Here is a 14,001-nt window from a genome sequence, read left to right as displayed (position 1 = left end):
CGCTGTTCCATGCCGCGCATGGCCCTCGCGACGCAGCGGTGGCGTCCGGCGGAGCTGCCCCCGGACGAGCGGGCCGACGCCTTCCGCGAGGCGGTCAGCGCCACGCACCTGCCGTGGTCGGTCACCCCCGAGGGCGAGGGCGCGGACGACGACGGGCTGACCCGGTACCGCCTCGGCGACCTGGCGCTGGTCGACTGCCGGTGCGGGCCGTGCAGCGGGCACCGCGGGCGGGCGCAGTTCGCCGCCACCGACGACGACGCGGTCGGCGTGCTGTTCGTGCGCGCGGGTGCCGAGCAGGTGGAGGTGGCGGGCGAGCGGCTGCTGGTGCGCGCGGGCGAGGCGGTGCTCTGGCGCGGCGACGAGCCGGTGCGGTTCCGGGTGCCCGGGCGGCTGCACAAGTGGACGCTGCTGGTGCCGCGCGCCCGGCTGCCCCGCACCGGCGCGCGCCTGCTGGAGGGGAGCGCCGTCGGCCTGCTCACCGCGCTGCTCGGGACGGCGGTGCGCGACGCCGGCGCCCTCGACGACCGGCTGGCGCCCCCGCTGGCCGACGCCGTCGTCGACCTGCTGGCCGGCGCGCTGCAGGAGCCGTCCGACGACGACGCCGCCTGGTTGCGGGTCACCGCCTACGTGCACCGCCACCTGCGCGAGCCCGACCTGACCCCCGACCGCATAGCCGCCGCGGGCTACCTCTCCCGCCGCTCGCTGTACGCGCTGTTCGCGACCCGGGGCGAGACGCCCGCCGGTTACGTGCGGCGCGCGCGGCTGGCGGCGGCCCGGCGCGACCTCGAGTGCGGCCGCGGGACGGTGGCCTCGGTTGCCGCCGCGTGGGGGTTCGCCGACCAGGCGACGTTCGGCCGCAACTTCCGCGTGCTCTACGGCCGCACGCCGGGCGAGGTCCGCCGCGGCACCTGACTTCCCGAGCTCCACGATCGGCGGGGTCACCCGCGCAGGGCGGCCTCCACCTGGGCGGCGACGGCGAGCAGCGCGCAGTCGTCGCGGGGGAGGGCCTCCAGCGAGAGGCCGATCGGCAGCCCCGCCGCCGTGGTGCCGGCGGGCAGCGAGATCGCCGGCATGCCGGCGGTCGAGCCGGGCCCGGTGTTGCGGATCGAGGTGAGGAAGACCGGCACCTGCTCGCCGTTGAGCTCGGTCGTGTCGTCGTCGCCGAGCGGCGGCGGGGGCAGCGGCACCGTCGGGTAGACCAGGGCGTCGAGCGGCTCGCCGTCCGCTGGCCGCAGCGCGGTGCGGTAGGCGTCGCGCAGCCGCTGCCGCGTCGACAGCGCCTCCAGGTAGACCTCGCGCGTCATCGACCCGCCCGCCGCGAGCTCCATCGCGCCGCGGACGTCGGGGGAGGCCACCTGCGCCAGGACGTCGGCGAACGTCAGCTCCCGCTCGGGCCCGGGCAGGGTCGCCAGGTAGGCGGGCAGGTCCTCGGCGATCTCGAAGAACACGATGGGGAAGCCGCACTCGGCGTCGAGGTCGTGCGCGTCGGCGACGTCGACCTCGACCAGCCGCACGCCGGCGTCGGCCAGCCGGTCCAGCGCCCGCGCGGCGGTGGCGGCCACCTCGGGGTGCAGGCCGTCGAAGTAGCCGCGGCGGGGGACGCCGAGCCGCGGCGGCCGGCCGGGCTCGGCCACCGGGTCGCCGCTGACCAGGGAGTCGACCAGCGCGACGTCGGCGACCGAGGTCGCGAAGACCCCGGCGGTGTCGCGGGTGCGCGAGATCGGCACGCAGCGGTCGGTGCCCCAGCGGCCGACCGTCGGCCGCCACCCGATCACGCCGCAGTGCGCCGCCGGCACCCGCATCGAGCCGCCGGTGTCGGTGCCGAGCGCGATCGGGACGACGCCGGTGGCCACCGCCACCGCCGAGCCGCCCGACGACCCGCCGGCCGAGCGGTCGTGGTCGTGCGGGTTGCGCACCGGCCCGAACGCCGCGTTGTTGCTCGTGATCCCCAGCGCCAGCTCGTGCAGGTTGGTCTTGCCGATCACCGCCGCCCCGGCGGCGCGCAGCCGTTCGACCGCCAGGTGGTCGCGCCCGGGCCGGGACCGCGCCAGCGCCGGGGTGCCGCCGGAGGTGGGGAAGTCGACGGTGTCGAGGTTGTCCTTGACCGCGAGCGGGACGCCGGCCAGCGGGCCGGCGCTGCCCTCGGCGCGCTCGGCGATGTGCAGGAACGCGCCGAGGTCGGCGATCCCGTGAGCCCGCGCGATCGCCTCCTCCACCGACGGGGACGAGCGGAGCGCAGACGTCATGCCGACACCTTCCCCCAGGAAGGTCGGCGGGGCACCCCACGCCGCCGAGGCACGGTCGGCCGGGCCGTGGGTGCTGGTGGAGCACCGCGCCGCCGCCGGCCCCGCCGACCTCCCGCAGCGCGAGCTGGAGGTGCTCGTCGAGCCGGCCACCGGGGCGACCGACCGGATCATCGCGCGGACGCTGCGCATCACCGAGCGGACGGTGGCCACGCACGTCGAGCACCTGCTGCCCAAGCTCGGCGCCGGCAATCGCGCCGGGGCGGCGGCGTTCGCGGTCGCCGCGGGGCTGGTGCGCCTGCCGGGGTGACCGCGTCGCGAGTGCGCCCGCTCGGCGCCGCGGTGTGCGACAGTCCTCCGCCGCGACGGGAGGAGAGGCATGCGGGCACGGACGGTGTGGGGCGTCGTGTGGATCGTGGTCGGGCTTGCGGTGTCGATCGGCGGCATGGTGCTGGCGATCGTGGATCCCGACCGGGCGCTGCTGGGGGGCATCGGCTTCGGCGTCGGCATCCTGCCGTTCGTGGCCGGCCTGTTCCTGGTCCGGCACGCGATCCCGGAGCCGGAGGGCGGCGGCGGGCGCCCCTGGGACACGTCGGGCAGCTTCTGGGACTTCTTCAAGTAGCGCTGACCCCCCTGCCGCGACGATCATGAAGTTCGGGAAGCGACACACCGGCTCGGCGCCGCGTGTCGCTTCCCGAACTTCATGATCGCGGCGGAGGGCCGCCTACAGGACGTGCGCGACGGCGGGGGAGCGGCGCACCGCCACCTCCCGCCCCGCCCGCTCGGCCGCCCACAGGTGGTCGGCGAGCAGCTCGGCGCCCGGCGTCGACAGGAAGACGACGGAGCCGGCGTCGATGCAGTCGATCCGCGCGGGCTCGCGGCCGTAGCGGCGCCAGAACGAGTCGACGGCGGCGGCGTCGACCACCCCGGCCAGGCACAGCGCGCGCCCGCCGGAGGTGTTGAGCAGGCGGACGACGCCCCGAGCGGTCACGCCACCAGTGTGCGCGGCTTCCGGCGCGGCCTCGCGGTGTGCCAGGGTGCGCCCGTGCCGAAGAACCTCGCGCTCGGGATGCTGATCAGCACGCTGGGGCTGGCCGCCGTGGTGGTCGGCGTCCTGCTGCTCACCGGCGACGGCGGTGGCCTCTGGCTGATCGTCGCCGGCGTCGTCGTCGACCTGGTCGGCGTGGCGATCGTGGTCTCCGGCCTGCGCGCCCGGCGCAGCGGCTACCAGCCGTACGAGGGCTGACGCCGTGTCGAAGCTGACCGCCACCGGCGTGCTGCTGCTCCTGGCCGGCATCGCCGCCGTCGTCGTTCCGCTGTTCCTGCTCGACCGGCTGGACGTCGGGCTGCTGACCGGGCTGATCGTGGGCGGGGTCGTCGCCGTCACCGGCGGGGTCATGGTGTTGTCCTGGTCGCTGACCAGGAACGTGGAGGTCGACCCGGCGGCGGCGCCGAAGGGCCGCGGGCGCACCGACTGGGCGGGCTGGTCGAGCTTCTTCGACGCGTTCAGGTGACCGCGACCGGCTGGCGCGCCCACTCGGCGGTCGCCTGCCCGAGCGCGACCGCGTGGGTCAGCCGCAGGCTGCCGGCCAGCCACACCAGGACGTCGTGGATGCGCAGCCGCGTCACGGGCGCGCCGAGCAGCCGGGCGGCGGCGTCCTCGAGTGCGGCGAACGCGTCGGCCGAGCCGCGCAGCTCCCGGTGCACGACCGCCTCGACGCCGCTGTCGCTCTCCCGCAGGTGCGGCCCCAGCTGGCGGTGCGTGGTCGGGTTCAGGTGCGGCACCAGCGACGGCGCGCGGTGGTGCAGGGCGGCGAGGACGACGGAGTCCTGCGGCAGGCCGCGGACCTCCCGGAGCAGGGCGCCCACCGTGCCCGGCTCCTCGAGCACCGAGAACTCGTCAGCCGGCAGCTCCCAGAACGCGCGCCCGCCGGCCCGGGCCGCGACGGCGCGGAACAGCGGCCACGCCTCGTGCAGCGACGCCCGCGCCGCCGTCCACGACGCCCGGTCCAGCCGGCCGTGCAGGCCCTCGGCGACCAGGACGTCGAAGTCGCCGGGGACGTCGGCAGGGGGCGGCTGGCCGTCGAACCTCGACCAGCCGAAGGCGGGCACCTGCACCCAGCGGCCCTCGGGGTGCGAGGGCGACCGGAAGCGCAAGGGCCGCCGTCCGCGGGCGTAGCCGAGCACCGCGGCCAGGGCCGTGTCGACGGGGATCGGCTCGGGGCCGGCGCTCGGCAGGTCGAGCACGTCGACGTCCACGGCCACCACCCCCCGGCGCGGCCCGCGGGCAGGCGGGCCGGTCCTCTCGGAGGGTAGCCGGGCCCAAGCGGGCGCCAAGCGCCGAACCGGACCCTCGTCGGCGACCCGATCGGGAGGAGAACGATCGTGAAGATGCTGCTCGGCGCGTCGTCGCTGGTGGTGTGCGCGCTCGCCGTCGTGGGCGGTGCCTCTTCCTAGAGACGCCGCAGCCCCCGCTGGCTTGGGCGTGATCGGCGGGGGCGCGCTATTCGGTGCGCTCGGCGCGCTTCTGGTGCACGTGGGTTCACCCCGGTGACCGGGGCGCCCGCCGGCGCGAGGCAAGGGTCCCGCCGGGTACGAGGCCGCCAACGCCATCGGTGCCGCGCTGGATGCGTTCATGTGAGGACGGCGCTCCTCGTCGCGCTCCTCGCGGGCATCGGCACGGTCATCGGCGGCATCGCCGTCCTGGTGCAGGACCCGCAGCCGCCGGAGGCGGGCCTCGGCGTGATGGGGGCGGGTTCGTGCTCGCCGCCGTCGCCGTGCTCACCCTGGTGGTGCGGCTCAACCGGCGCTTTCCCTAGACGAAGGGCGCCGAGCTGCTGGAGAGGCGCAAGCAGTCCGGGTTCAGCGACGGGGTGGACGCGCTGTGCGGGCCGTCGCCCAACTCGCACGGTGGGCTGGTCGGTCTGCAGGCCAAGATCTGCGGCTGACCGCACGGTGGCCGCCGTCCCCCGGGTTCAGCCCGGGACGGTGACTGCGACGTTCGAACTCTGCTCGGCTCGTTCGCGCTCAGGGAGCTCCCTGTGGGGCGTCAGCAACGGAGGTGTCGGCCATGGTGCCCGCGTCGGATGCCGACCCCCTCGGGCTTCCTCCACCGGTGACGGGCACGAGGCGGAGCCCCGGCCTGGGCGACGGGGCACCGTGCCTAAAGGCATCCTCGGGCTCGTCGTTCCAGGACCCGGCCAGATCGAGCAGTTCTCCAGTGCGTGCATTCACCACAGTTCGCCGTGCTCCGGTCAGGCCGTACGAGGGTAGGGGTGCGTCCGCCGCGGGACCGGCAAGCCGGCTGTACGGGAGGGCGAGTTCACCGGGGCGTTCGTAGCCCGAGCGGAAGGCGTGCAGCCAGTCCTCTAGCCCAGCGGTCGCGGTCCGGAAGCGGATCCAGCGGTGGTTGTCCCAGCCCGCAGGCGAGGTCTCCGCCGGACGGCGCTCGGCGAACCGCTCGACCAGCTTGGTCGCGGCTCCGTCGCCTCGGTCGACCAGAGCGGTCACGACATCGTCCGGCATGGAGAGGTTCATGCCGCCTTCCCGGTGGTCGTGCCAGATGGTGACGATGCGGTCCCGGTATCCGGGCATGACGACTTGGCCTTCGTCCACCCACGTTCGGGCGGTGTCCACGATCGACCGGCCAAATCCGAGCAGGGCTCCCAGCCCGCCGGGTGCCCACGCGGTCCACCGCCGCTGAATCCCGCCCTGGTTCACGCCGGGTAGGTAGCTGTTGTCCGACTCGTGGGGAGACTTTGCACGCTCCGGTGGGAAGGGAGCGAGGTCGATGGCGAAGGTCGGTCGCGTCGGCAACGGCCGGTCGAAGAAGTGCACGGGCAGGTTGCTGCAGATTCCCCCGTCGGAGAACCAATTCAGGCCGAACAGCGGCTGCGGTAGCTCCCTGAGGGCCTGGTCCAGGCTGCCGTGCGGATGCTCGCGCCGCCACCGCTGGGCCGCCCCACGGGCGTCCCGACTGGCGGCCGACGAGTAGTAGTCGACGGCGTGCAGCGGTACCGACGAGATGAGCAGCGGGAAGCTCAGGCTCATCCGGGTCGCCACCACGACCGGCAGGGCGGCCGGGGCGGGCAACGGTCGAAGAGGAAGTGCCTGAGCGCGAAGCAGCTCCGTGTCGGCCACGGCGACCGGGCCTCCGGTGGGCTCCGGTGGGTGGTTCTCGAGCCAACTGACGACGTCGTCGGGAAACAGCCGCCGCCAGACCTGCGGGTCGAAGAAGTACTCCCTCGTCGCCGAAGGCAGGGCGAGCGGCTGACGACGGGTGAGATTTGTAGTCATCATCCTCAGGTCGACGCTGGCGCGTTCCAGGTCCCCGAAGGTGAGCGGCGGTGCGCCGTCTTCGCGTCCGGCGAGATCCTGCAACGTCCGGTGCAGCCAGGGCGTCAGTGGCGTCGATCCCGTGCCGTCCATCCCGTTGCACAGGCCGAAGCCATTGGCAGGAACGGCTGACCCCAGCCGCCGCACCAGCCCGATCGCCGCTCCGAGAAGTAGCCCGAGCACGAGCACGAGGACGCCTGCGGCGCCCACCCCAATCGCCACGGCCGCCGAGCTCTCGGTGGTGAACCAAGCCAGAGTCAGGACGAGCAACCCCGGCAAAGCTCCGAGCAGCGACCACAGCGGGAACGCTGTGAGGGCGGCGAGGCAGGTCCGCAGCCACCGGTCCGCTCCCGACCGGCCTAGCCCGGCGGTCATGACCCTGAACAGCCCCGCGGTCGCCGGCTGCGGCTGGAAGAGGTTGAAGAGCACGGACTCGCCGGACGCCGTCCGTGCCGTCAGGTCCGACGGCAACTTCTCGAGGCGCTCGAACCCGCCGCCATCCCGCCCGTACTCGGCCGCCGCGGCAGCGGCCGCGGCGATGGCGCCGGCCGAAGCGCCACCGATGGACCGGAGCCGGTAGACCCGCGCCAGCCGGCAGACCGCTCCGGGGTAGATCACCCCGCTGGTGATTCCGCCCTTCATGATCAGGTCGCAGTCGAGGGTGGGGGACCGCGGGTACGAAGCCATCTCCGCTCCTGTTCGTCGGGGCCGGGGGCCGTTCCGGTTCGGGCCAGTGTCGTCCTCCGACCGGGAATGCGGTGCGACCGTTAACCTGGCGCGATGGACCTGCGGGTCACCCGTTCTCTTCCTAGCGGCGGCTGAGGATGGCCGGCGGGGACGTGGTCCTCTCCTTTCCCCCGACCCTGGCCGGGTCGGCTAGATCGTTGCGTGCCGCGTTGGAGATCGAGGGGCTCACCGTCTGGTCCAGCGCCGAGGACGTTCCCCTCGGCGTCTCGATCCGGGATGCGATCGAAGCCGCCGTCACACGCGCCTCAGCACTCGTGGTGCTCTACGAGACGCCGGAGCTGGGGGAGTGGCAGCAGGCGGAGCTCGCCGCCGTGCTTCCGCGCACGCGGGTGATCCCGTGCGCCACAGCTCCGGGCGTCCCGACGCCACCGGACCTCGCCGAGTACCGGTCGCTGCGGCTGGACACGCCGGCATCCGCCGAAAGGATTGCGCAGCAAATCACGCAGGCCGTTGCCAGCGCTCCGGTCACCGAGCCCGGTGAGCCGCCGTCCGGCCTCGTTGACGCCCTGCGGCTGGGTACGTGCGTCCTCGCCGTCGGCAACGCGCCGCTGGCTCCGGAGCAGTCCAGCCGGGCCGACCTCGCCGGTCGCTTGTTGGAGTGGGCCGCCAGCAGTGGGCACGTCGATTCCCGTCGCGAGGTTTCGCTCAGGCTCGGTCTGCGCCGCGGCGAGGTTGACCTCGTCCTCGACACGATCTCCGCGGCGGTGGTTCCCGACGACCTGGAGCGCGTGGTCTCCGACTTCATCCCCGCCCATTCGGCACCGTCTCCGGACTACGCCGTCCTGGGGCAGCTGCCGTTCGCCTCCGTGGTGACGCTGCGCCATGACGACGTCTCGGAGGAGCTGTTCGCTTCCCGCTTGCGGACGCAGTCCCAGGAGGCCCGCGACATCTCCAGGCTCACAGGAGGTCAGGAGCTGTCCGCTCTCGCGCTCGGTGATGTGGAGGGGCGTCGGTTGCTCGCCTGTGGGACGGCTGACGGTCGTCTCCTCCTGGTCGATCTGGGGAACGGCACTATGCGTACCGTCGCGGCCGGGCTCTCCCCCCCGACGCGGCTGGCCTTCGGGCAACTGGGAGCTCGTCCGGCTCTAGCGTCCGGGCACGAAAATGGTGCCGTCGGGCGGTGGAATCCGCTGACGTTCGAGCCGCTGGGGCGTTCGCCCGCCAAGGGCCACAGCAAACAGGTGTCCGCGCTCGCCTTCGGCTCGTTCGAGAGCGAGCCCGTGCTGGCCTCGGCAGCCGTGGACGGATCGGTGAACGTGTGGCGGCTGGGCCGGACGTACCCCTCGCGGGCTGCGGTGTTGAGCGGTCCCGTAACCGCACTCGGGTTCCGGCTGGGTGGTCTACCGGACGGCCCCCTCCCCGCTGGGGCGGACGCCGTGGTCGCACTCAGCGAGGGGCGCCTCACACTCGCTGTGCCCGCAGCCGGACGCGACTCCCCTCAGCGGCAGCACACCGTGGAGCGGGCGGTACCTGTGTCCGAGCCGGTCGCCTTCGTCGAGCGCAACGGGCGGAGCCTGCTGCTTGGCGCGGACCTTGGGGGGTGGGCTCTGCAGACGGTGGAACTCGACACCGGCGAGCACGGCGTCTTCTGGGAGCAAGCCATCTTCTGGCCCGGGGCGGATGCGCGCATCAGTGCGCTGGCTACCAGCTGCTCCTCGGACGGGTCCTGGGCCGCCGTCGGGTTCACGGACGGCAGCGTCCATGTGTTCGACCTCGCGTCGTCGGAGTCCTGGGAGGTTCAGGCCCAGACCGGCGGCGACCGCCCGGCCGGCTCGGTCCGCGGGCTGGCCGTTAGCGCTGACGGTCGCGAGGTGATCGTCGCGAGGGACGACGGCACGGTGGTGCAGGGGGGCCGAAAACGCGTGTCCGTCGAGCTCACACCGGCGGAGGCCGAGCAGGTCCTAGACGCGCACGCGCAGGGCGAGTTCTTCGTCCTGCATCTGCTGGGATCGCCCCGTCGCCCGGGGAGCTTGTTGCTCACCACGGCGCAGTTCGCCGGGGTCTACAGCCGCAACCGGGACTTCGCACGCTTTATGCAGGGGCTGATCCGCACCACGTCCCTCTTCTTCGTCGGGACCGACCTGCACGAGATCGAGGATCTGCTGAGCGTCGTCGGTGGCACCACGGACCCCGCTGACGTCCCGGTCCGGCACTTCGCGCTCGTGGAGGTGACGGACCCGGGCTGGGAGCCCCGCGCCGACGCGCTACGCCGCCGGTTTGGGGTGCACGTCCTGCCGTACTCACCGGGACGGGACCGGGGCTTCCTCGAGGCGCTGGCTCGCGAGGTGCGGAGTGCACCCCTGACCGGACCGACGGCGACCCTGCTGGGGCGGCTCACGCTCGTCGACGTCGGGCCGTTCCGAGAACTGGAGCTGACCTTCCGCCCCGGGGTCAACGTGCTCCTGGGGGACAACGGGGCGGGCAAATCCACGGTGCTGCGGGCGATCGCCGGCGCACTCACCGGCGAAGCGAGCCGCCCATGGGTGGAGCGGATCCTACGGGCCGGCCAGACGTCCGGCTCCATCCAGCTCGATTTAGGACCGTCGACCGTCCACGCGGAGCTTTACCGCACCAGCGCCGGGGGTGAGCTCTCCGTGACTCCGGTGGCACCGCTCTCGACCGTCCGCTGGCTCGCGCTCGGGTTCCCGGCCGCTCGGGGTTTCCGCTGGGGGCGCATGGACACCCTTCCCGTCGATCCCCGCCGGGGTCGCGCGCAGGAGACCGACCTGCTGCCGCTGGTGACCGGTGAGCCCGACGCGCGCCCCGACCAGCTCAAGCGGCTCTTGTTCGACCTCGACCATGAGCGCACCCGCCGGCAAGCGGCGAAGCAGTCCACGGGAGACGTCGACCTACTCGTCGGTGACATCTTTCGGGTGCTCGGCCGTGTGACCGGCGGCTTGGACATCCGGCTGGAGCGCATCGATCTGGAGACCCAGCAGATCCTCGTCGCCACCGAGGACGGCGTGGTGCCGCTGGAGGCCCTGAGCCAAGGCACCGCCTCGCTGCTGGGCTGGCTCGGGGTGCTGGTGCAGCGGATGCACGACGTCCACGGCGCGACCTGGAGCCAGCCCCTGAACGCCCCGGCCCTCGCCCTGGTCGACGAGGTCGATGCGCATCTGCATCCGGCCTGGCAGCAAGACCTCCTCCCCGCGTTGGTCGAGCTCTTCCCGCAGGTGCAATTCATCGTCACCACGCACTCCCCGCTCGTGGTGACGGGCCTCTCGGTCGACCAGGTGACGCGGCTGGAACGACGGCCCGGTGGCCCTTCTGTGGTCGAGGTCGAAGAGGACATGACCATGGGACGGGCCGACCAGGTCCTTACCAGCCCGCTGTTCGGGTTGTCCTCGACCCTTGATCAGGCGACGGAGTCGCTGCTCGGGCGGTACGGAGAGCTCCTCGCCATGGACGACCGGAGTGCCGCTCAGCAGCGCGAGTTCGAGGAGCTGGCGGCTCAGCTCCGGTTTCGCATTCCCTTGCCTTACGAGACCCCGGCGGAACGTCGGGCTGACGAACTGGTGCACAGCCTGCTCAGGCTGAACTTCGGTAAGAGGCACCCTGACGTACAGGCCCGCTTGCTGGAGGCCGCGCGGCGACTGCTGAAGGAGGCGAGCAGGTCGTGATCGGCGTTCCCTTCTCTCCTGAGCTCCTCGACGGCGACCAGCGGGAGTGGTTCCAGGGCTGGAACCGTCGTGCCGAAGACGCCATGAGAACAGTGCTCGAGCGCTGGGAGAAGACAGGCACGGTGAAGTTCTCCGCTCGCGAGCAGAAGCTCTGGGGGGAGCTGAAGAATTGGCTGCTCGAGAACGTGTTCTTCCACAAGTGCGCGTACTGCGAGCGCAAGCTGTACAAGCAGAGCGTGGACGCCGAGCACTATCGCCCGAAGGCGGGCGTGCGATGGGCCAAGGCCCAGGGGCACGACATCGTCAAGGTGGTCCGGTCAGACGGCACCGAGGCGCCGCATCCCGGCTATTTCTGGCTGGCGCTGGACTGGCGGAACCTCGTGCCGGCGTGCGAGGGATGCAATGCGCGCGACGGGAAGCTGAACCAGTTCCCGGTGGCGAAGACCCATGCCGCGGTGGCCTCGCCACCGGTGCCGCACCCCGCCTTCCAAGCCCTTGATCTCGCGGAAGAGCCCTTGCTTCTCCATCCGTTTGTGGACGACCCGACACTCCACCTGCGCTTCGGAGAATTCGGGGAGGTCGTCGGCCTCACCGAGAAGGGCAGGATCTCCATCCAGGTCTACGACTTGAACAACGACGAGCAGAGGCGCGCGCGGAGTAAGGCCCAGCTGGCGGCGGAAGGAGTCGCACAGGCGGCCGTTTACGCCCGCCCCCGGAAGTGCTCGATCCGGGTAGCGCGGCAGCAGGCATTCAATGAAGCGCTCGCCAGCGATGAAGCCGCCTCGGCGAGGGCTGAATATGCCGCCGCAGTCAGGGCCTGGCTGCAGGAGGTCCTGCCCGGCATCTAACCCGGCCTTGATCTTTGGCGGCCGCCGTCCCCCTGACCCGGGACGGCGGCCGCCGCGTAGCGATCAGTGCCCGGCCATCGGCAGCCCGCGGTCGGTCGCCGAGTGGCCGCAGGTGCAGGCCCCGTGCCCGCAGTGCGCGCAGGACGCGCTCGGTGGCAGGTCCAGCGCCGGGTTGCCGTCGAAGAACCCGACCGGCTTGAGCATGAACCCGACGTACGCGCAGGGCATGACCGGCCAGTCCTCCGGCCGCACGACGTGGTGCGCGCCGACGGTGTACCAGAGCACGACGTCGGTGTTCTCCAGCGGCGCGTCGTCGGCCTGGTAGACCGGCAGGCCCTGCACGTCCGGCGACTGGTACGGGTAGTCGCCGGCCGCGTAGAGCTCCCGCGGGTCGTACCTCGTGACCCACAGGTCGTGCTGCACGAACCGGGCCCGGTCGTAGATGTAGCTGCCCTCCTGGACCATCGTCGGGACGACGTCCTTGGGCATGAGCTTGTAGCCGACCGGGCTGCCCAGCTCGTTCACCTTGTCCGGGTTGACGACCTTCCAGTAGCGGGCCGTCCGGTGGTTCCAGTCCCGGGCGCCCTCGGCCTCGGAGGAGACGAGGGTGTCGCGGGTGATCCAGGCGTTCTTGTGCGGGTTGAGCGCCGGGTCCGGCTCGGGGATCGAGTCGACCTCGTAGACCGAGTTGCCCGGCCCGTCGACGGTCATGTCCATGCGGACGCTGAAGAAGTGCTGGTGGTGCGGGCCGTAGATGCCCGGCGCCACCAGGTTGCCCCAGCGCGGCTTCTCGCCGACCGCGATCGCGCCGGTGGTGAGCACGCCGGTCAGCTTGATCTCGTGCTCGATGTTGCCGTCGGTGTAGAGGTACCAGAAGAAGCCGTACTCGTAGTTGCCGACGGTGGCGATGAAGCTGATCACCAGCCGGCGCGAGCGGCGGACCTCGACCTCGCCGGTGCGGAAGTCGGTGTGCTTCCAGGCGATGCCGTAGTCCTCCTCGTGCATGCAGACGGCGTTCGGGATGGTCACCGCGTTGCCGAGCGAGTCGTTGACGACGCCGTCGAAGTAGTGGATCTCCCCGAGGCAGTCGCAGCCGAGGGTGAGCGGGTTGGCCATCAGGCCCATCCCGACCTCGCCCATGTCGAACACGTTCTTGTTCCAGTGCGTCGGCGAGGTGTCGCCGTAGGGCACGACCATCTCCGACAGCGCCGCCCGGTACATGACCGGCCGGATCTCGCCCCGGTCGGTGTAGGCGAGCTGGTGCAGCACCAGGCCCTCGCGTGGGTTGAACCCGACCCGCAGCGACCACTTCTGCCAGGTCACGTTCCAGCCGTCGACGGCGAAGCTCGGCCCCTCGGGCTGGGTGATCTCGATGGGCTTGAGGTCGTCGCGGAACTGCGTGAACGCCGGGCGGTTGTCCGGGTCGAACATGAAGCGCTCGGTGTAGTTGCCGGCGGTGGGCGGCAGCGGGACGACGCCGTGGTCCTCGATCTCGACGACCTCCATGGCGTCGAGGTCGAAGTGCACGATCAGGCCCTCGACCGGCCGGGCGTAGCCGTGCTCGCCGGGTGCCGAGCGCATGAAGGTGAGCGGCCGGCAGACCAGCGGCGAGTTGTCGTAGTGGTCCTGGGCGCCGTAGTAGCCGGCCGGCCACGGGTCGACCATCGCCAGGTCGAAGTCGGTGACACCGCGCTTGCGCATCGCCGCCTGCCAGCCCGGGTCCTCGCGCACGACCTTCTCCACGCCGTCCATGTGCTCGGCGAGGTAGGACGGGAAGCGGCCGGGGACCGGGGTCCACGACTCGACGAGGCCGAGGTCGAGGTCGACGACGCCCTCGAAGATCATCTTCTGCGCGGTGTCGTAGGCGACGACGAAGGCCTTGCGCGGCGGCGCCTCGTCGAAGACCAGCGACGCGGGCTTGGGCGGCTCGGCCAGCGAGATCATCACGAACCGCAGGGTGTCGCTGGTGTGGTCGCTGCCCTGCACGACGGCGGCGGCGCGCTCGATCTCCGCGCCGGTCAGCGGGTCGAGCGGGTGCGCCGCGGCGGACGGCGCGCCGCTGAGGTCGGCGAGGGCGGTGTCGACTGCCATGAGGTGGAGCTCTCCTGTTCCTTGAAGGGGTTCGGGTGCTTCGTGGGGCGTACGCCCCCGGGGGTGTTTTCGGCGCATCACCCGGGGTGTCGGGCGTGGGGGGGTGGGGCTTATTGT

General features: G+C 72.4%; 12 protein-coding genes. 7 read left to right on the top strand and 5 right to left on the bottom strand.

Features of this window, described 5'->3' with window-relative positions; genetic code table 11:
• The first annotated feature begins 18 nt into the window (after positions 1 to 18).
• A complete protein-coding gene (locus ACI797_RS17315; RefSeq protein ID WP_456859988.1) occupies positions 19 to 912 on the top strand; it encodes a helix-turn-helix domain-containing protein in 894 nt (297 codons plus the stop codon).
• A 26-nt stretch (positions 913 to 938) separates the two neighbouring features.
• Here ACI797_RS17315 and ACI797_RS17310 read toward each other — a convergent pair whose 3' ends face one another.
• On the bottom strand, positions 939 to 2,246 hold the full coding sequence (locus ACI797_RS17310; protein WP_456859987.1) for an amidase family protein: 1,308 nt from the start codon (positions 2,244 to 2,246) through the stop codon (positions 939 to 941).
• Between ACI797_RS17310 and ACI797_RS17305 the strand changes: the two genes are divergently transcribed.
• Together ACI797_RS17305 and ACI797_RS17300 are read left to right on the top strand one after the other, a co-directional pair.
• The gene (locus ACI797_RS17305; protein ID WP_456859986.1) at positions 2,245 to 2,553 is read left to right on the top strand and encodes a LuxR C-terminal-related transcriptional regulator; all 309 of its coding nucleotides are present in this window, start codon (positions 2,245 to 2,247) and stop codon (positions 2,551 to 2,553) included. The two genes, ACI797_RS17310 and ACI797_RS17305, sit on opposite strands and share 2 nt — an antisense overlap.
• 69 nt (positions 2,554 to 2,622) lie before the next feature.
• Complete coding sequence (locus tag ACI797_RS17300; protein WP_456859985.1) at positions 2,623 to 2,865, top strand: hypothetical protein; 243 nt, start codon at positions 2,623 to 2,625, stop codon at positions 2,863 to 2,865.
• A 102-nt stretch (positions 2,866 to 2,967) separates the two neighbouring features.
• On the opposite strand, the gene ACI797_RS17295 is transcribed toward ACI797_RS17300, so the two are convergent.
• Positions 2,968 to 3,234 carry a hypothetical protein gene (locus tag ACI797_RS17295; protein ID WP_456859984.1) on the bottom strand — a complete coding sequence of 89 codons (267 nt, stop codon included), beginning with the start codon at positions 3,232 to 3,234 and terminating at the stop codon, positions 2,968 to 2,970.
• Positions 3,235 to 3,288: 54 nt separating this feature from the next.
• On the opposite strand from ACI797_RS17295, the gene ACI797_RS17290 reads away from it, so the two are divergent.
• Both ACI797_RS17290 and ACI797_RS17285 read left to right on the top strand, forming a co-directional pair.
• Positions 3,289 to 3,489: a hypothetical protein gene (locus ACI797_RS17290; protein ID WP_456859983.1), complete on the top strand. Its 201-nt coding sequence runs from the start codon at positions 3,289 to 3,291 to the stop codon at positions 3,487 to 3,489.
• A gap of 4 nt (positions 3,490 to 3,493) precedes the next feature.
• Positions 3,494 to 3,757 carry a hypothetical protein gene (locus tag ACI797_RS17285; RefSeq protein ID WP_456859982.1) on the top strand — a complete coding sequence of 88 codons (264 nt, stop codon included), beginning with the start codon at positions 3,494 to 3,496 and terminating at the stop codon, positions 3,755 to 3,757.
• On the opposite strand, the gene ACI797_RS17280 is transcribed toward ACI797_RS17285, so the two are convergent.
• On the bottom strand, positions 3,750 to 4,502 hold the full coding sequence (locus tag ACI797_RS17280) for a hypothetical protein (protein ID WP_456859981.1): 753 nt from the start codon (positions 4,500 to 4,502) through the stop codon (positions 3,750 to 3,752). The two genes, ACI797_RS17285 and ACI797_RS17280, sit on opposite strands and share 8 nt — an antisense overlap.
• Before the next feature lie 768 nt (positions 4,503 to 5,270).
• Entirely contained in the window at positions 5,271 to 7,265 is a 1,995-nt protein-coding gene (locus ACI797_RS17275; protein WP_456859980.1) for a hypothetical protein, read from the bottom strand.
• A 137-nt stretch (positions 7,266 to 7,402) separates the two neighbouring features.
• Between ACI797_RS17275 and ACI797_RS17270 the strand changes: the two genes are divergently transcribed.
• Complete coding sequence (locus ACI797_RS17270; protein WP_456859979.1) at positions 7,403 to 10,945, top strand: AAA family ATPase; 3,543 nt, start codon at positions 7,403 to 7,405, stop codon at positions 10,943 to 10,945.
• Positions 10,942 to 11,793: an HNH endonuclease gene (locus ACI797_RS17265; RefSeq protein ID WP_456859978.1), complete on the top strand. Its 852-nt coding sequence runs from the start codon at positions 10,942 to 10,944 to the stop codon at positions 11,791 to 11,793. The genes ACI797_RS17270 and ACI797_RS17265 overlap by 4 nt, the downstream gene beginning before the upstream one ends.
• Positions 11,794 to 11,856: 63 nt before the next feature.
• On the opposite strand, the gene ACI797_RS17260 is transcribed toward ACI797_RS17265, so the two are convergent.
• Positions 11,857 to 13,884 carry a primary-amine oxidase gene (locus ACI797_RS17260; protein ID WP_456859977.1) on the bottom strand — a complete coding sequence of 676 codons (2,028 nt, stop codon included), beginning with the start codon at positions 13,882 to 13,884 and terminating at the stop codon, positions 11,857 to 11,859.
• Between the last annotated feature and the right edge of the window lie 117 nt (positions 13,885 to 14,001).

The sequence above is a fragment of the Geodermatophilus sp. SYSU D00691 genome (genome assembly GCF_054050275.1).
Note: the sequence above shows the minus strand (reverse complement) of the source record. Positions and strands in the feature narration are given on the sequence as shown.